Genomic DNA, 17101 nt, shown 5'->3' with positions numbered 1-17101 from the left:
TCGGGGATCACCGGGCCTCGATGGGCATGCCACGCAGGCGCTCAATCCGGGCCGCCATGGGAGGGTGGGTGGAAAAAAGGCTCATGAGACCGCCGCCGGCCAGGGGGTTCACGATCATCATGTGGGCCGTGGCCGGCTGGGCGTCGTGCATGGGCAGCTGGCGGTTGTAGCCCTCCAGGCGCTCCAGGGCCGAGGCCAGCATGTCCGGCCGACCGGTGAGGTGCGCGCTGTAGGCGTCGGCCATGTACTCGCGGGAGCGGCTGACGGCCATCTGCAGCATGAAGGCGGCGATGGGCCCCAGGATCATGATGGCGATTCCCGCGATGGGATTGGAGCGGCCTTCCTCATCCCGCACGCCGAAATACCCGGCGAGCCGCGAGAGGAACATGATGGCCTGGGCCAGCACGGCGGCCAGGCTGCCGATGAGGATGTCGCGGTGCTTCACGTGGCCCAGCTCGTGGCCGATGACGGCTTCCAGCTCGGGCCGGCTCAGCACCCGCATGATCCCTTCGGTGACCGCCACCACCGCGTGTTCCGGGTTGCGTCCCGTGGCGAAGGCGTTGGGGGTGTCGTCGGGAATGATGGCGATGCGGGGCATGGGCAAACCCGCCCGCTGGGCCAGGTTTGCCACGATGGCATGCAGCTCCGGAGCCTGCGCCTGGGTGACGGGCTGGGCACCGTAGCTGGCCAGGACGATCTTGTCGGAGAAGAAGTAGCTCACGCCGTTCATCACCAGGCCGATGGCCAGCGCCAGCACCATGCCTGATTGGCCTCCGAACATCCCGCCGATCCACACCAGCAGGCCGGTCATGGCCACGATGATGAGCAGGGTCTTGGTCTGATTCATGCCGGCCTCCAACAACCAGGATACGAAAGCCTTCAAGGACCGTCAGCCCATGCGCTTGATGACCACCAGCGTGACGTCGTCCCGGAAGCGCCCCTCTTCCAGGTGCTGGAAGGCCTCCACCAGCAGGGCCTCGAACAGCTCATCCGCGCCGGCGCCAGGGCGGCGCAACACGACGTCGGCCAGGCGGCCATCGCCCAGTTCCTCGCCCGCGGCGTTCTCCGCCTCCACCACGCCGTCGGTGAAGATCACCAGGGTGTCGCCCGGATCCACGTGGGCCCGGCCTTCGGCAAAGCTGACGCCTGGCAGCAGGCCCACCATGGGACCCGTGGGAGCCAGTCGCACCACCTCCCGGTTGGCCCGAACCAGCAGTGGGGGATTGTGGCCACCATTCACATAGCGGAGGTCGCCATTCAAGGGGTTGAGGCTTCCGGCGAACAGGGTGGTGTAGCGGTTTCCATCCCGGACATTGTTCATGCGGCGGTTCACGCGCTCCGCCAGCTTGCCCCAGTGGTCCACCCGGCGGTCCGCCATGGCGCGGAGGAAGGCCGAGAGCTGGGTCATCATGAGCGAGGCGGGCAGCCCCTTGCCGGAGATGTCGCCCACCGCGATATGCAGGCGGTCACCATGGCTTTCATCGCGCGCCATCCAAAGGTCGTAGAGGTCGCCGCCCACGGCCTGGTAGGGCAGGTTGGCCGCCGCACACTGCCAGCCCTCGGGTTCGGGCAGGGTGTTGGGCAGCAGGCTGCGCTGGATGTTGCGGGCCAGGTCCAGATCCTTCTCCATGCGCTCGGCCTGCAGCCGGGCTTCCCGCAGCTCCAGGCTGGACAACTGCGAGGAGGTGAGGTTCAGCAGGGTGCGCAGGAAGACCAGATCATCTTCAGAGAGCTTTCCCACGGCTGGCTCGGCCGCGTAGGCGAAGCCGTGGCTGTGGGACTGGTCTCCCAGTTCGATGGCATGGACCAGTTCCCGGGCCTGCACGACGTCGTGGAGCTGCTCGCCCTCCAACACCTCGGGCACGGTGCCCAGGCCCTTGGCATGCAGCACCTGACCCTGGGCATCCACCACCAGCAGCCGCATGATGCGGAACTCGCCCATGAGGGTGTTGGCCATGAGCCGCACCAGGTCGCGGCGGGTTTCCACCTCGCCGAGGTTGCGTGTCAGATCAAAGACGGTGTTCAACCGGGACAGTTGCAGGGCCAGGGACTGGTTCTGGATGCTGCGCACGGCCTCGGCCCGGCGCCAGGCCAGAAGCGGCGCGCTGATGGAAAGCAGGAGGGGCACCGCATCCGGAGGCGGTTCCGCCTTCAGCACCAGGTGGCCATAGTGCTCGTCGCCGTACTGCCAGGGCAGCACCTGCCAGCCCTCGCCGGGATGGGTGGGGAAGGCGGGCGCCGCGCCCCGCAGGAACAGCCACTTGCTGCCATCCCAGATGCCGCCCTGGCGCGCCTTGGCGATGCCCATGGCGGTGATGCCCACCAGGTGAACCAGATCCTCTTCCGTGCCCTGCTCCGGGAAGGTCTCCAGGAAGTCGAGGAGCGGAAGGAGTTCCTGGGCCCCTTCAGGGATCTTCAGCGCCAGCTGGCGGAGGCGGTCGAAGGGATTGGTGGGCATGGGCGGTGAACCGGAGCGGTTCAGCTGATCTTCTTGATCAGACAGCACTCGTTGCGGCCGGAGACTTCATCCGCCTTGAATTGGACTTCGTCCATGAAGCGGCTCATGAGCAGCAGCCCCAGCCCCCCTTTGCGCGGGTGCTTGATGTATTCCTTGGGATCCGGCAGCACCAGCTGGTCGCCGCGGATGCCTTTGCCGGAGTGCCAGATGTGGATTTCCAGGGCCGCTTCCGTGAAGCGCAGTTCCAGCTCGACGCTGTGCTCGCCCTCGCCGTTGTAGGCGTGGAGAATCACATTGGTCACCGCCTCATCAACAGCGATGCTCACCTTGGCGGCGGCGGCGTCATCCAGCCCGGCCACCAGGGAGGCCCGCTTGGCCAACCCCGTCACTAGGTTGAGATAACGGGTCTGGCTCGGGATGACGAGCCTGAATTGGGCGTGGTCCATTTTAGCCGCCACCCTCAGCCCTTCCGCTCCGGCGTTGCCGCCGCCAGGGCCTGCTCCTCGTCCTCAAACACACGGTAGAGCTGGGTGAAGCCGAGGGTATCGAAGATGGCGAAAACATTGGCCTGGAGGTTGGAAAGCAGGATATCGCCGCCATGCTCACGCACCGTCTCGATCAAGCCCATGATGGCGCCCAGGCCAGCGGAACTGATGTAGTGGAGGTCTTTGCAGTTGAGCAGGATGGTGTAGCGCCCCTCCTGCACCAGTCCTTCGAGGCCCTCCTCGAAGTCCCGGACGGTATGGGCATTGATGAAGCCGGCGGGAAGGAGCACCGCCACATCCCCGACTTGCCTTACCGCAATAGAAAGATCCGCCATCCGACGACTCCAAGGAACCTGCGCCATGCTATCGGTTCCCCGGTCCAAATGCCAGCAGACTGGAAAACCTTTGGAATGGGATACCCTTGAAGCCTACTACCGGCGAGCCACTGATGAGCGACCCCCGCCCCGCGGACCAGCCCCAGAACGATGCCCTTCGGGCCCGTCTGGAGGCCTGGCTCAACCGCCAGAACCAGGCGCTCCTGGAAGAAGTCATGGCCTCCTGGCAGAAGGGGCTCGACCACTTCCGGCCTGACGCTGCCTTGATCGCGGATCTTCAGGACGCCGTGCCCGTTCCCGAAGCGCCCGCCCCCACAGGCTCGGCCGATCAGGATCTGGCAGCTGCCCTGGATCTGCTGGAAGGGGCCACCAGCCAGAGCGATCTGCTCAAGCGCCTGCTGGATGGCCTCGCCATCCTGGTGGAGCGCAGCGCCATCTTCATCCTCAAACAGGGACTGGCCTCGGTGTACGCCCACCGGGGTTTCGAGGCCGACACCCCCCAGAAGCCCGGCTCTGTGCTGCCCCCGCCTGAACTGGAGGGCCTCATCCACGGCGGGACCAAAAACCTGCGGAGGAAAGGGCCCGCCTACTCGGCCCTGCTCACGGCCATCAGCGGCTTCGAGGCCGCGGATGTGGCCCTGTTCCCCCTCTTACACAAGCGTCGGCCCGTGGCCGTCGTCCTGGTGGACAGCGGCCTGCGGCAGAAACTCGATCACCCCGAACATGCCCGGGCCCTGGTCCTGGCCGCCTCAGCCATGCTTGGACTCCTGGCAGCCACCAAGGAGGAGGAGCCCAAGAACCAGATCGCCCCCGCAGCAAGCCCCAACGCCAGCGGGCCCACCCAGATCATCCCGGAGCCCATCGAACCGGCGCCTCCCGTGGAACTCGACGCCAAGGCCCGAGCCGCGGCTGAGCGCCTGGCGCGGGTTCTGGTGGGCGATGTGGAGCTCTACTTCCCTGCCAAAGTGGCCCAGGCCCGGGCCCAGGGCGATCTCTACCGGCAGCTTCGGGCCGAGCTTGAACGGAGCCGGGCTACTTTCGTGGAACGGTTCGGCGAAGAGGTGGAAAATCGACACCGGATTTTCACCACCACCCTCATTCAACTGCTGTGCGATGGCGACGCTTCCAAGCTGGGAGCCGCCCCCTGGGCATAAAGTTCACCCGAAAGCGGGGTGACATTCCTGTCGGATTCTGGTAAAACCTTGTTCCTTTGGGTTTGGACGAGGCTTTGGACGGGGATGGCAATGGCGGATCTTGGCAAGAAGTTCACATGTTTTCAGTGCGCGTCGAAGTTCTACGACTTCGGGAAGCCCGAGGCTCTCTGCCCCAAGTGCGGGGCCAATCAGAAGGCCGCCCCCGCCAAGCCCAAGGCCGTGAAGAAGGAAAAGACCGTCCACGTCATCGAAGATGATTTCGCTGCCGAGCCCGAGGCCGAGAACCTCGAAGAGACCTTCAGCGAGAGCGGCGTGGTGGTCGAGCGCGGCCGCGGCGAAGGTTTCGATCCCGGCGACCTGCGCATGGACGACTACGACGAGTAGGGCGAGTAGGGCGGTTCGAGTGGTGAGCATAATGTCCCGGTGACTGCGCCCGCCCTCCCCCCCCTCATTGATCGCCATACCCACCTGGAAGGAGCCCTGGATCCCTCCTGGGTGCGGCAGGAATCGCATCGCCGCGGACTGAGCCTGCCCCGGAACCTCGAGGTGCTGTGGTCCGGTGAGCCTGTTCCCTTCGAGGGCTTCATTGAAGCCTTCCTGTTTGGCGCGTCCCTGCTGGATGGACGCGACGCCATCCGGGAGGCCGTGCTGGCCGTGGCGAGGCGCACGCAGAAGGCCGGTGGCTCGGGCTTCGACCTTTGGGCTTCGCCCCATTTCCTGGTGGTCCACCGCGCGCAAATCCATCTCGACGCGTTCTGGCGGGGCGTGGAGGAAGGCTTGGAGGAAGCAGCCACCCTGGGCCTGCGCGGCTGCCTGGTGATCGATGCGGTCAACCACTTTGGCCCCACCCACGGCCAGGCCGTTCTCGACCTGGTGTTGCCCGGCCTGCCCTCCTTCGTGAAGGGCTTTTCCACCGGCGGCCTGGAGGGCACGCCCTTCCGCGACTGGGCCCCGATCTTCGACCGCGCCCGGGCCGCGGGCCTGCGCATCGCCGCCCATGCGGGCGAGAACGGGCCCGGCTCCAACGTTCGCGAGGCCATCCTGGAAGGGGGTGTGGCGCGCATCATCCACGGCCTTCGAGCCGATGCCGCCACCTTCGATCTGCTGGCGGAACGCCGAATTCCGGTGGATGTCTGTCCTTCCTCCAACCGCGCCCTCGCCTCAGACGTGACGCCCCATCCCCTGCCGCGCATGCTCGCCGCGGGGGTTCGCTGCGCCCTGGGCACCGATGATCCCGGCGTGATCCCCTGCGACCTGGGAACAGAAGCCAGCGCCTGCCGCGCCATGGGGCTGGATGACGCGGCCCTGGCCACCCTTCGACAGAACGGAGCGAAAGATGCCTGGTGCCTCCAGGATTGACCCAGCCATCAGGGTTCCAGGAGGCTTCAAGGGCCACCCGACAACCAGGGGTCGATGCCATCCCCGGTTCCAGGTAGACTAGTGGATTCGGTGCGCGCCCATAGCTCAGCTGGATAGAGCATCAGGCTTCGAACCTGAGGGTCGGGCGTTCGAGTCGCTCTGGGCGCACCACCGGTTTGACAATTCGGCTTTGCGAGCGTGGCGGAACTGGTAGACGCACTGGATTTAGGTTCCAGCGGTTCACACCGTGTCGGTTCGAGTCCGACCGTTCGCACCACTCCAGAATCGCCTTCAGCGATTCTGGGGTTTTAAAAAAAGCCGAATGATTCCAAGGCATTTCATTCGCATCACGGAGCATCCATGTCCGCCACCCTCCACCACCAGTCCGCCACCCGCAAAGCCGTCGAAGTGACGGTGCCCGCCGCCGAGGTGAGCGCCACATTCAACGATGTGGTGGCGAAGATCGCGCCCAAGGTCCGGATTCCCGGCTTCCGCCCGGGCAAGGCTCCCCGTCCCGTGCTCTTGCAGAAGTACGCCCGGGAGATCCAGTCCGATGTGGCGCAGCAGCTCGTGGAGCGGCATTTCTGGAAGGCCGCCCAGGAAGCGGGCGCCATGCCCATCTCCCACCCCTCCCTTGAGAAACTAGATTTGAAGGAAGGCGCCGATGCCGTCTTCCGCGCCCAGTTCGACGTGGCGCCTGTTGTGGCGCTGCCGGACTACAAGGCCATGGTCGTCACCAAGAAGAAGCGCGCCCTTGACGAAGCCACCCTGGCGGAACACCTCGAAGGCCTGCGTCAGCGCGCCACCAAGTTCCTGCCTGTGGATGACGGCGCCGTGGCGACCGGCATCATCGTCACCTGCGACATCCGCGTGAAGCCCCAGGGCCTGAAGGCCCAGTCCTACCAGGACCAGGTGCTGGAAATCGATACCACCCGCCCCTTCGATGGCGAACTGGCGGGCATGAAGGCCGACGAAAAGAAGTCCTTCACCCTGACCCACCCTGCCGATGATGCCAACAAGGTGCTCGCGGGCAAGACCATCGCCTACGAAGTGCACGTCAAGGACCTGCGCCGCAAGGAAGTGCCCGAGCTGAACGATGACTTCGCCAAGGACATGGGCGCCTTCGAGAACCTCGAGGCGCTGAAGGCCGCCGTCCGCAAGGATCTGGAAGAGGCCGCCGAGCGCGACGCCGTGGCCCGCCTCCACGCCACCATGCTCGACACCCTCCTGGAGGCCGCGCCCTTCGAAGTGCCCCGCTCCATGGTGGGCCTGCAGCTGGACGACTACTGCCAGGAGTTCGCCCAGCACGTGAGCCGCCAGGGCATGGATCCCAAGAAGGTGAACTGGCAGGCCTACCGCCAGTACCGCCTCAACGATGCCGAACGCGCGGTGCGCAGCGGCTACCTGCTGCAGGCCGTTGGCAACGCCGAATCCATTGAAGTGCCCGAGGCCGACATCGACGTTGAGATCCGCAACCTCATGGCCGAGCATCAGATCCAGCAACCCTTCGAGGCCTTCAAGGCCGAGCTGGAGAAGCGCGGCAATACCACCGAAATCAAGGGCCGCCTCCGCACCGACCGCATCTTCGACCACCTGCTCGCCACCGCCAAGGTGACCGAGGAGCTCCTCGACAAGGAGGCCTTCGAGGCCCTGGTGGAGCTCGAGCGCAAGCGCGAGGCCGGCATCCCCGTGAACCGCTTCGACGCGGGCGGCCTGGAAGGCGGTGACCTGGAAGGCCAGGAGGGCGGCGAGCCCGCCGTTGTCGCTCCCGCGGGCCATGTCCACGGCCCTGACTGCGACCATGATCACGAGCACGAGGCCCCGGCGGAAGAAGCGAAGCCAAAAAAGAAGGTGATCAAGAAGGCCGAGGAACCCGCCGAGGAGAAACCCAAGAAGGCCGCCAAAGCCAAGGAAACCAAGGCTGAGGAACCGGCTGAAGAAAAACCCAAGGCCAAAAAGACTGCCGCCAAGAAGTAGCCGGTCGCCGCTTCATCGAGAAGGCGCCGCACGGCGCCTTCTTGCTATTCTGATGGATTCAGCCGGAGGGCCCATGCCCAGCAGCTACTATCCCCCCATCGTCATCGAGCAGACCCCCCGCGGTGAGCGCAGCTACGACATCTACTCGCGCCTGCTGAAGGACAACATCATCTTCCTGGGCACGCCCATCGATGACAGCGTGGCCAACGCCATCGTCGCGCAGATGCTGTTCCTCGAAAGCGAAGACCCGGACAAGGACATCCAGATCTACATCAACAGCCCCGGCGGCAGCGTCACCGCGGGCCTGGCCATCTACGACACCATGCAGTTCGTGAAGAACGACATCGTCACCTACTGCATCGGCCAGTGCGCCTCCATGGGCGCCCACCTGCTGTCCGCGGGCACCAAGGGCAAGCGCTTCGCCCTGCCCAACGCCCGCATCATGATCCATCAGCCCAGCGGCGGCGCCCAGGGCCAGGCCACCGAAATCGAGATCACCTTCAAGGAGATCCAGCGCCTGAAGGACAACCTCGCCGCCACCTTCGCCAAGCACACCGGCCAGCCCTTGAAGAAGGTCATCAAGGACATGGACCGGGACTTCTTCATGAGCGCTGAAGAGGCGCTCGAATACGGCATCGTCGACAAGGTGCTTTCGGAGCGGCCCGCCTGATGAATTCCAAGCTTTCCAGCGTGACCGGCTTCGATCGCCTTTCCCGCATTCCCCTCTATGTCCCTGGCAAGCCCATCCAGGAAGTCCAGCGCGAGTTGGGCCTCAGCCGCATCGTCAAGCTCGCCTCCAACGAGAATCCCTGGGGCCCCACCGAAGCGGTGAAGGCCCGCGTGGCTTCTGTCATCGCCGGTTCTGAATTCGAGGGCCTGGGCCTCTACCCGGTCAGCGACGGCTACTACCTCCGCAAGCGCATCGCCGAGCGCAAGGGCCTGTCCGTGGATCGCGTGGTCCTGGGCAATGGCAGCAGCGAAATCCTCGAAATGGTGGCCAAGGCCGCCTTCCTGGAGGGTGGCAGCGCGGTCATCCCCAAACACAGCTTCGCCATCTACGGCATCGCCACCCAGACCGCAGGAGGCCGGGTGATCGAATCCCGCGCCAGCGCCATCGAACTTGATGTGGATGACATCCTGCGCTCCGTGGCTGAAGACACCCGCCTGGTCTACCTGGGCCATCCCAACAACCCCACCGGCATCCGCATCGAGCGCAGCGCCCTGGAGCGCCTGGTGCGCCAGCTGCGCGAGGACATCGTGCTGGTGGTGGATCAGGCCTACGCCGAATACGAAGACCCCGCGGAATATCCGGATGCCGCGGCCTACCTGGACGAGCGCCCCAATCTGCTGGTGCTCCACACCTTCTCCAAGATCCACGCCCTGGCGGGTCTGCGCATCGGGTACGGACTGGGTTCTGCAGAGCTGATGGCCTACCTCGATCGGGTGCGCAGTCCTTTCAACACCAATCATCTGGCCCAGGCAGCGGCCGAGGTTTCCGTCCAGGACTTGGCCTTCGAGGCCTTCTCCCGGCAGAAGAACGCCGAAGCGCGGCTGGCTTTCAGCCTCGAAGCTGCGAAGCACCGCTGCCAGCTCTCGGGCACCAGCGGCAACTTCGTGCTCATGGAAACCGCCCTGCCAGCGGCTGACCTGTTCAAGGAGCTCTTGCAGCGCGGCGTCATCGTCCGTCCCATGCAGGGCTACGGGCTGCCGAACCACATTCGTGTCACCTTCGGCAAGCCCGAGGAGATGGATGCCTTCTGGGCTGCGGCAGCGCCCATCCTCGATGGCGGCTGCTGATTGGCGCCAATCACCGAGGAGATCGGCCTCCTGAAGGATCTCCTCCAGCGTGGAGAGCGGTCCGCCTGCCGCCAAGGCATGGAGGCGTTGCGGGCCCGCTACCGGGTGGATCCCGGAGACTTTGATGCTGAATCCATCGCTGCGCTCAGGGCTTTGGCCTCAGCATTGGAGACTCTGTCGAACACAAGCCAGCCTCAAAAGATAACGGATCACCGCGGAGACACGGAATGCACGGAGGGGACACGGAGCGCTCCGTGCCCCTCCGTGGTGGATCCTTCCATCTCAAGCGCGAATCATCCAGACCTGGAGTCGGCCCTCAAGGCCACCTTCGGCTACGGTTCCTTCCGTCCCGGCCAGCGCCAGATCATCGAGGCCGTGCTGACGGGCCGCGACGTGGTGGGCATCATGCCCACGGGCGCGGGCAAATCCCTCACCTACCAGCTGCCGGCCCGGCTCTTGGGCGGCGTGACACTGGTGGTCTCGCCCCTGATCGCGCTCATGAAGGACCAGGTGGATGCCCTCACCGAAGCGGGCCTCCGAGCCACCTTCCTCAACTCCAGCCTCGATGCCGAGGCTCGCCGAGAGCGCATCCGCGCCCTCAAGAATGGGGAACTGGAACTGGTCTACGCCGCGCCAGAGGGGCTGGAACTCTACCTCGCCGATCTGCTGCGAGAGGTGGATCTGCGCCTCATCGCCGTGGACGAGGCTCACTGCATCAGCCACTGGGGCCATGATTTCCGCCCCGCCTACCGCACCTTGGCTGGCCTCAAGCAGCGCTTCCCCAAAGTGCCGGTGCTGGCCCTCACGGCCACGGCCACACCCGAAGTGCGCCGCGACATCGCCGCGCAGCTGGAGATGAAGAACCCTCTGGACGTGCAGGGCTCCTTCTACCGCTCCAACCTGCGCATCAGTGCCTACCGCAAGGGCGTCGAAGGACTTCCGCCGGTGCGCGAGGCCCTGTTGCGGCTGGTGCTGGCGCGTCGGGGCGAGAGCGGCATCATCTACTGCCTGTCGCGGAAGGCCGTGGAGGCCACAGCCGCCTTCCTCTCCGGGGAAGGGGTGCGGGCTGCCGCCTACCATGCGGGCATGGATGCCACCGCGCGCTCCACGGCGCAGGAAGCCTTCCAGCGCGACGATGTGGATGTCATCGTGGCCACGGTGGCCTTCGGCATGGGCATCGACAAGAGCAACATCCGCTACGTCATCCACCGCGACATGCCCAAGAGCGTGGAGGGCTGGTACCAGGAGATCGGCCGCGCCGGCCGCGATGGCGCCGATGCCGACTGCATCATGTTCTACAGCTGGGGTGATGTGCTCAGCTACGACCGCTTTACTGAAGATCTCGAAGCCACCCTGGCCCAGGCCCAGCAGAAGCAGACCCGTGACCTCTTCCGGCTCGCCGAGTCCTTGCGCTGTCGGCATCAGGCGCTCCTGGCCCACTTCGGCGAGAGCATGCCTGCCTGCGGCACCTCCTGCGACATCTGCAGCGGCGCCGATCCCATGGAAGCAGCCCCAAAACCCGGCAAGGCCAAGCGGGGCTCGCCGCGGGGAACCCGAGCCCCGCTGCCCGAGGGGCCCGTGGACGGCGAAGAGGGTCTGTACCGTGACCTGAAGGCGCTGCGCAAGCGCCTGGCGGATGCCAAGGGCGTACCTGCCTACGTGATCTTCAGCGACGCCACCCTCCAGCAGATGGCCCGGTTCCAACCCGCCACCGAAGCAGAATTCTTAGCCTTGAGCGGCGTCGGTCCGAAAAAGCTTCAGCAGTACGGCGACGCCTTCCTGCACCTGCTCCGGCAGCAGGGGCACTGAAGGGCCCAATCTCGGTCAGGACATCTGTCACAACCCGGAGTGTCGTCGATTGATATCAAAGCAGTTAGTAGCTCTTGTGACCCTTCGCCGTCTTGCGGAACTCAGGGGTGGAAATTAGGGTAATCAAAGGCATTTCACACTCGGATGTCCTTTGGTATGCCCCGAATTTTGGAGGTGGTTCATGACTTTGGGAGAACGCGTCAGGGATCTGACCCGGCTGGCTTTCCAGATGGGCAACAACTGGATGACCTTGGCGGGCACGGCCCTGACCACCAGCTCCGCCTTCGTGCTCATCTGGTTCTGGTTCATGGAACTCAGCAGCCCCCGGCAGATCCATCCCTACGCGGGCATCCTGCTGTTCATCGCCCTGCCTGCCCTGTTCCTCGTGGGCCTGGTGCTCATCCCCTTCGGCATCCTGCGCGAGCGCCGCAAGCGCAAGGCCGCGGGTGAAGCCACCCTGCCCCTGCAGGCCGTGGATTTCAAACAACCGGGTGTGCGGCGCCTGCTCACCGTGGTGGGCGTGCTCACCTTCATCAACGTGAGCATCCTGGGCACCGCCGGACTCAAGGGCGTGGAATACATGGATTCCAACCAGTTCTGCGGCCTCACCTGCCACACGGTGATGAGCCCCGAGTACACGGCCTTCCTGGATTCACCCCACTCCCGCGTGGGCTGCGCCCAGTGTCACATCGGCCATGGCGCTCCGGCCCTGGTGCGCGCGAAGCTCTCGGGCACCCGCCAGCTCTTCGCGGTGGCCTTCGGCACCTTCTCCCGCCCCATTCCCAGCCCCGTCGAACACCTGCGCCCCGCCCGCGAAACCTGCGAACAGTGCCACTGGCCCCAGAAGTTCTCCGACGACAAGCTCATCGTGCGCACCAAGTTCGCGGATGACGAAGCCAACACCGCCACCACCAGCATCCTGCTGCTGAAGATCGGCGGCCACACGCCCAATGGCACCACGGGCATTCATGGCCGACATCTCGATGCCATGTCCCGCATCACCTACGTGAGCACCGATCCCCGCCGCCAGGAGATCCCCAAGGTCACCTACCGCGAGGAGAACGGCACGCTCACCGAATATGTGTCAGACGACTACAAGACCCTGCCCAAGGAGAAGCTGGACAAGGCCAGCACCCGCGCCATGGATTGCATCGACTGCCACAACCGCCCCACCCACGCCTTCCAGCTGCCGGATCGCGCCGTAGACAAGGCCCTGGCCAGCAAGCGCATGAGCGCCGAGCTGCCCTTCATCAAGAAGAAGGCCGTGGAACTGCTGAAGGTGGAATACACCGATCAAAAGGCCGCCGCCGCCAAGATCCCCGTGGACCTGGCCGAGTATTACCGCACCACGTACCCCGAGATCTACAAGCAGAAGCGCGCGGCCGTGGACACCGCCGGTGAGGTGGTGAAGGCCATCTACCTCCGCAACGTCTTCCCCGAAATGAAGATCACCTGGGGCACCCATCCCAACAACATCGGGCATGAGGAAGCCGTGGGCTGTTTCCGCTGCCACGACGGCATGCACACCGCCACCGATGGCCGCACCATCAAGGGCGACTGCGATACCTGCCACACCATCCTGGCCCAGGATGAGAAGGATCCGAAGATCCTCAAGGACTTCGGCATGAAGTGATGGAATGGCGGTGCGCGGCACTCCAGAATGAAGGCATGACCGCGTCCGCCCTTCCACTGATCGCCATCGACGGCCCGTCGGGTGTGGGGAAATCCACCACCGCCCGGCGGGTCGCGGCACGCCTGGGATGGCAGTATCTGGATACCGGCGCCATGTACCGCGCCGTGGCCCTGGCCATCCAGCGTGCCGGCATCTCCCTGGACGATGCCCCCGCCCTGGAAGGCCTGCTTTCCAGGCTGGACCTTGCTCAAGATCAGGGCCGCATGTTCCTCGGCGGTGAAGACATCAGCGAAGCCATCCGCAGCCAGGAGGTCACCCGCCTGGTGTCGCCCGCCAGCGCCCATGCCCGAGTGCGCGAGGTGCTCGTGGAGCAGCAGCGGCGCATCGGTGCAAGCGGTGGCTGGGTGGTGGATGGCCGCGACATCGGCACCGTGGTGTTCACCCAGGCCTGCTGCAAGGTCTTCCTCACCGCCAGCCCCGAGGCCCGGGCCCGTCGCCGCTTCCTGGAGCTGGAGGCCAAGGGCCAGCCCGCGGATGTCGACGAGGTGTTGACCGATCTCCAACGCCGTGACCTCGCCGACAGCACCCGCGCCGTGGCCCCGCTGCGCAAGGCCGAAGACGCCACCGAGCTGGATTCCAGCGACCTGAGCCTGGATCAGGTGGTGGATTGGATCGTGGCGAAGCACCTCGCCCATGCCTGAGCCCTGCGCAACCGCGACCCTCGCCCACGCCACCCGCCTTTGGGAGTATCTTGCCTCGGGTCGGCAACGGCAGGTCTGTGAAGCCATCGTCGTGTGCTGCTCCTACGACCTCCGCGTGGCCGATCACGCCTGCGCGCTGTTCCACCAAGGGCTGGCGCCCCGCATCGTCTTCACCGGCAAGACGGGAACCTGGACCCGGCACCTCTGGTCCCGGCCCGAGTCGCACATCTTCCGGGATCATGCCCTCGCACAGGGCATCCCACCCGAAGCCATCCTGGTGGAGGACCGTGCCACCAACTTCGGCGAGAACCTCCGCTTCACTCGAGCCCTGCTTCCGAACCTCCAGAGCGCGACCTTCGTCACGAAGCCCAACTCCATGCTCCGCGTGGCCCTATCTCTTCCCATCCAGTGGCAGGAGATCACCGCCTGCGTGGATGCTCCCGAAATCCGGTTCCCTGAAGAGACCTCCAACGTGGTGGGCATCCTCGGGCTCATCGAAGAAATGGTGGGCGACGTGCAGCGCATCCAGGCCTACCCGGCCCTTGGCTTCCAGGCGCCTCACGCCTTGCCGGAAGCGGTGCTGGAATCCTGGCAAGCCCTGGTGGAGGCGGGCTTCACTGGACATCTGATGTCCAAGCCTGCCTGAGGACCATCCATCCGGATTTGAGTTCAAACCATCAGGAGCACCACCAAGGCGCCAAGACACCAAGAAAAACCAGAGCCGCTATTCAGGTAGTTCTTGGTGCCTTGGTCGTGAAAGTCCTTTTTATTGGATTGAACGCAACTTGGTATAAGGGGCCGCCTCAGTAGCCCTCGCCTTCCGCCGCCGCCTTCACCTTGCCGCGGTGGAAGCGGAACAGGAAGGTCAGGTAGCCGATGGCCAGGGGGAAGCCGATGAACCACCAGACCAGGCCCGTGCGGAGGCCGTGCTGGCCCACGCTGGCGTTGAGCGCCGTGAGGTCGTAGGCAGGGTCGAGGGTCGATTTCAGCATCACGGGGTAGGAGCAGGCGGCGCTGGCGGCCAGAATGCCCACGATGAAGGCGCCGGATCCGAGGAAGGCCAGCAGGTGCTTCTCGCGGCGCAATCCAAAGAACACCACGCCCAGCCCACCGACAAAGATGGCTGTGGCCAGCCAGGCCAGGGGCGCCTTCTGCCAGTTCACAAAGAGGCCAGCGTTGACGGTGGAGGTGGCGGCGGTGGCCAGCACCCACAGCACCAGCACCGCGAGCCACAGTGGCCCGGCCAGCTTCCGGGAGCGTTCATGCACGGCCCCCTCCGTTTTCCAGGTAAGAAACAGTGCGCCGTGGCCCGCCACCGTGGCCAGCACCAGCACGCCCACCAGCAGCGTGTACCAATCGAGGATGCCGGGCTGGGCGCCCATGCGGAAATTCGTCCAGAGAGCCATGCCGAAGTAGCCGCTGGCGTCCAGCGGCACGCCCCGCAGCACGTTGCCCAGGGCCGCGCCCAACAGCACCGGCAGCAGGATGCTGGACACGGCGAAGGTGCCATCCCAGAAGGCGCGCCAGAGGCTGTCTTCCACGTGGGAACGGAATTCGATGGAGATGCCCCGCAGCATCAGGCACCAGACCACCAGCCACATGGCCAGGTAGAACCCGGAGAAACCCGAGGCCAGCACCTTGGGGAAGGCCAGGAACAGGGAGCCGCCGCCCGCCAGCAGCCACACCTCGTTGCCATCCCAGAAGGGGCCGATGGCCCCCAGCACTTCGCGCCGCTCCTCGTTGGTCTTCGCCACAAAGAGGTGCAGGATGCCCGCACCGAAATCAAAGCCATCCATGACCACGTAGATGGCGACCATCACGGAGACCAGCCAGAACCAAAGCATTTCCATGGCGATCTCCTAGGCTTGGTGGGAAGCGGGGCCGTGGGCGATCTCACGGCCGATGAGGAAGAGCCACAGGGCGCTCAGCACCACGAAGATGCCGGCGAAGCCCAGGGTGGTGAAGGCCGTGTGGCCCGCATGCACCGTAGGCGAGGCGCCGTGTACCGTGCGCAGCACGCCATAGATGAGCCAGGGCTGGCGACCAAATTCGGCCACGGCCCAACCCGCCGTGGTGGCGATGTAGGGGAAGGGGAAGGCCAGCATCAGCGCCCAGAGCACGGGCCGGTTGCCATCCAGCTTCCCTTTCCAAAGCAGCAGCGCCGCCAGAGCCATCAGCGCGATCATCAGCGTGCCCAGGCCGGCCATGATGTGGAAGCTGTAGTAGAGCAGCTCGATGTTCTGAGGCCACTGGTCCTCGGGGAATTCGAGCAGGCCCTTCACATTGCTGGAGAAGGTGCCATAGGCGATGAAGCTCAGCACCGCCGGAACCTTCACGGGGTTCTCAATCTTCCGCTGCGCCACATCGGGCTGGCCGATGAGGGTGAGGCTGGCTTTGGGCCCGCTCTCGAAGCGGCCCTCCATGGCCGCCAGCGTGACGGGCTGGTGCTTGGCCACCTGCTTACCCTGCAGGTCGCCCGTGGGGAAGGCGACGAGCACACTGAAGATGAGGCCCAGGATCGTGCCCACCCGCAGGTTCAGTTTCGCCTGTTCCTGGTGGATGCCCTTGAGCGTCCAATACGCACCGATGGCCGCCACCACGAAGGAGCCGGTCACCACGGAGGCGATCATCGTGTGGGCGTACTGCACATGGGCCCAGGGGTTCATCAGGAAGGCCGAGAAGCTCTGCAGCTGCAGGGTGCCATCGGCCATGAGGGTGTAGCCCACGGGATGCTGCATGAAGGCATTGGTGGCCACGATGAAGAAGCCTGACAGCCAGCTGCCCAGCCACAGCGCCACCGCGGCGCCGAAGTGCCCCTTGGGCGACAGCTTCTTCTCGCCCCAGATCAGCAGGCCCAGGAAGCTGCTCTCCAGGAAGAAGGCGAACATGCCCTCCATGCCCAGCGTTTGGCCGATGATGCCGCCGGAAAGCCGCGAGAAGCGCGCCCAGTTGGTGCCGAACTGGAACTCCAGGGGAATGCCCGTCACCACGCCCACGGCGAAGTTGATGCCGAAGATGCGGATCCAGAACCGGGCCGCGTCGTTGTAGCGGGCCTCCCCCGTCTTCAGGCCCAAGGCCTTCAACACCACGATGATGAAGGCCAAGCCCATGGTGAGCTGGGGGAACAGGTAGTGATACGTAGCCGTGAAGCCGAATTGCAGCCGGTGCCAGAACAGTGGATCGCCCAAGGTGCCTCCCCAACCCGACACCCATAGCTGACGTCGGTTGTCTATTTTTCCACGCGGGCGGTCAGTCCGGGGCCCATGTTTTCAATTCAAGCCTTGTTTATGCATCATTTATTCATTGTTTTCACACTACGTCAAATGGCCGGTCATCCGGCCAGCTTTCACCAGGGTGCACCTGGAAACGCATGAGGAGGGGCAGGGTGCCACT

General features: G+C 65.1%; 16 protein-coding genes and 2 tRNA genes. 12 read left to right on the top strand and 6 right to left on the bottom strand.

Going from position 1 to position 17101, the window contains the following annotated elements; all coding sequences use genetic code 11:
- Positions 1-7: 7 nt before the first annotated feature.
- The 4 genes from htpX to Q9293_RS04280 are packed head-to-tail and all read right to left on the bottom strand — an operon-like array spanning position 8 to position 3233.
- Positions 8-847: a zinc metalloprotease HtpX gene (htpX, locus tag Q9293_RS04295; protein WP_306250387.1), complete on the bottom strand. Its 840-nt coding sequence runs from the start codon at positions 845-847 to the stop codon at positions 8-10.
- A gap of 42 nt (positions 848-889) precedes the next feature.
- On the bottom strand, positions 890-2458 hold the full coding sequence (locus tag Q9293_RS04290; protein WP_306250385.1) for a PP2C family protein-serine/threonine phosphatase: 1569 nt from the start codon (positions 2456-2458) through the stop codon (positions 890-892).
- A 20-nt stretch (positions 2459-2478) separates the two neighbouring features.
- Positions 2479-2904, bottom strand: coding sequence for an ATP-binding protein (locus tag Q9293_RS04285; protein ID WP_306250383.1), 426 nt, complete (start codon positions 2902-2904; stop codon positions 2479-2481).
- Between the two features lie 14 nt (positions 2905-2918).
- Entirely contained in the window at positions 2919-3233 is a 315-nt protein-coding gene (locus Q9293_RS04280; RefSeq protein ID WP_306250381.1) for an STAS domain-containing protein, read from the bottom strand.
- Positions 3234-3391: 158 nt separating this feature from the next.
- Here Q9293_RS04280 and Q9293_RS04275 point away from each other — a divergent pair, with 158 nt between their 5' ends.
- The 12 genes from Q9293_RS04275 (at position 3392) to Q9293_RS04220 (ending at position 14354) form a co-directional block, all read left to right on the top strand.
- Positions 3392-4432, top strand: a complete 1041-nt coding sequence (locus tag Q9293_RS04275) for a hypothetical protein (RefSeq protein WP_306250378.1) — start codon at positions 3392-3394, stop codon at positions 4430-4432.
- Positions 4433-4516: 84 nt separating this feature from the next.
- Positions 4517-4816: an FYDLN acid domain-containing protein gene (locus Q9293_RS04270; protein ID WP_306250376.1), complete on the top strand. Its 300-nt coding sequence runs from the start codon at positions 4517-4519 to the stop codon at positions 4814-4816.
- Positions 4817-4855: 39 nt separating this feature from the next.
- Positions 4856-5791: a hypothetical protein gene (locus tag Q9293_RS04265; RefSeq protein ID WP_306250374.1), complete on the top strand. Its 936-nt coding sequence runs from the start codon at positions 4856-4858 to the stop codon at positions 5789-5791.
- A 94-nt stretch (positions 5792-5885) separates the two neighbouring features.
- Positions 5886-5962: transfer RNA gene (locus tag Q9293_RS04260), tRNA-Arg, on the top strand.
- Between the two features lie 21 nt (positions 5963-5983).
- Positions 5984-6068, top strand: a tRNA-Leu gene (locus Q9293_RS04255).
- A gap of 83 nt (positions 6069-6151) precedes the next feature.
- Entirely contained in the window at positions 6152-7768 is a 1617-nt protein-coding gene (gene tig / locus Q9293_RS04250; protein ID WP_306250372.1) for a trigger factor, read from the top strand.
- Positions 7769-7841: 73 nt separating this feature from the next.
- The gene (clpP, locus tag Q9293_RS04245; protein WP_306250370.1) at positions 7842-8438 is read left to right on the top strand and encodes an ATP-dependent Clp endopeptidase proteolytic subunit ClpP; all 597 of its coding nucleotides are present in this window, start codon (positions 7842-7844) and stop codon (positions 8436-8438) included.
- The gene (gene hisC, locus Q9293_RS04240; RefSeq protein WP_306250368.1) at positions 8438-9565 is read left to right on the top strand and encodes a histidinol-phosphate transaminase; all 1128 of its coding nucleotides are present in this window, start codon (positions 8438-8440) and stop codon (positions 9563-9565) included. Before clpP ends, hisC begins: the two co-directional genes overlap by 1 nt.
- 264 nt (positions 9566-9829) lie before the next feature.
- Positions 9830-11374, top strand: a complete 1545-nt coding sequence (locus Q9293_RS04235; RefSeq protein ID WP_306250366.1) for an ATP-dependent DNA helicase RecQ — start codon at positions 9830-9832, stop codon at positions 11372-11374.
- A gap of 181 nt (positions 11375-11555) precedes the next feature.
- Positions 11556-13007, top strand: a complete 1452-nt coding sequence (locus Q9293_RS04230; RefSeq protein ID WP_306250363.1) for a NapC/NirT family cytochrome c — start codon at positions 11556-11558, stop codon at positions 13005-13007.
- Positions 13008-13042: 35 nt separating this feature from the next.
- Positions 13043-13708 carry a (d)CMP kinase gene (gene cmk, locus Q9293_RS04225; protein ID WP_306250361.1) on the top strand — a complete coding sequence of 222 codons (666 nt, stop codon included), beginning with the start codon at positions 13043-13045 and terminating at the stop codon, positions 13706-13708.
- A complete protein-coding gene (locus tag Q9293_RS04220; RefSeq protein WP_306250359.1) occupies positions 13701-14354 on the top strand; it encodes a YdcF family protein in 654 nt (217 codons plus the stop codon). The genes cmk and Q9293_RS04220 overlap by 8 nt, the downstream gene beginning before the upstream one ends.
- A 157-nt stretch (positions 14355-14511) precedes the next feature.
- Here the strand turns inward: Q9293_RS04220 and cydB are convergent, their stop codons facing one another.
- Both cydB and Q9293_RS04210 read right to left on the bottom strand, forming a co-directional pair.
- On the bottom strand, positions 14512-15558 hold the full coding sequence (gene cydB, locus Q9293_RS04215; protein ID WP_306250357.1) for a cytochrome d ubiquinol oxidase subunit II: 1047 nt from the start codon (positions 15556-15558) through the stop codon (positions 14512-14514).
- 9 nt (positions 15559-15567) lie between these two features.
- Entirely contained in the window at positions 15568-16896 is a 1329-nt protein-coding gene (locus Q9293_RS04210) for a cytochrome ubiquinol oxidase subunit I (RefSeq protein WP_306250355.1), read from the bottom strand.
- Positions 16897-17101: the final 205 nt, after the last annotated feature.

Source organism: Geothrix sp. PMB-07 (assembly GCF_030758935.1).
Taxonomy (GTDB): Bacteria; Acidobacteriota; Holophagae; order Holophagales; family Holophagaceae; genus Geothrix.
This window is presented reverse-complemented; position numbering and strand designations above follow the sequence as displayed.

Coding starts and splice junctions, on each gene's coding strand:
- htpX (WP_306250387.1), bottom strand. CDS start 847: ATGAATCAGACCAAGACCCTGCTCATCATCGTGGCCATGACCGGCCTG.
- Q9293_RS04290 (WP_306250385.1), bottom strand. CDS start 2,458: ATGCCCACCAATCCCTTCGACCGCCTCCGCCAGCTGGCGCTGAAGATC.
- Q9293_RS04285 (WP_306250383.1), bottom strand. CDS start 2,904: ATGGACCACGCCCAATTCAGGCTCGTCATCCCGAGCCAGACCCGTTAT.
- Q9293_RS04275 (WP_306250378.1), top strand. CDS start 3,392: ATGAGCGACCCCCGCCCCGCGGACCAGCCCCAGAACGATGCCCTTCGG.
- Q9293_RS04270 (WP_306250376.1), top strand. CDS start 4,517: ATGGCAATGGCGGATCTTGGCAAGAAGTTCACATGTTTTCAGTGCGCG.
- tig (WP_306250372.1), top strand. CDS start 6,152: ATGTCCGCCACCCTCCACCACCAGTCCGCCACCCGCAAAGCCGTCGAA.
- clpP (WP_306250370.1), top strand. CDS start 7,842: ATGCCCAGCAGCTACTATCCCCCCATCGTCATCGAGCAGACCCCCCGC.
- hisC (WP_306250368.1), top strand. CDS start 8,438: ATGAATTCCAAGCTTTCCAGCGTGACCGGCTTCGATCGCCTTTCCCGC.
- Q9293_RS04230 (WP_306250363.1), top strand. CDS start 11,556: ATGACTTTGGGAGAACGCGTCAGGGATCTGACCCGGCTGGCTTTCCAG.
- cmk (WP_306250361.1), top strand. CDS start 13,043: ATGACCGCGTCCGCCCTTCCACTGATCGCCATCGACGGCCCGTCGGGT.
- Q9293_RS04220 (WP_306250359.1), top strand. CDS start 13,701: ATGCCTGAGCCCTGCGCAACCGCGACCCTCGCCCACGCCACCCGCCTT.
- cydB (WP_306250357.1), bottom strand. CDS start 15,558: ATGGAAATGCTTTGGTTCTGGCTGGTCTCCGTGATGGTCGCCATCTAC.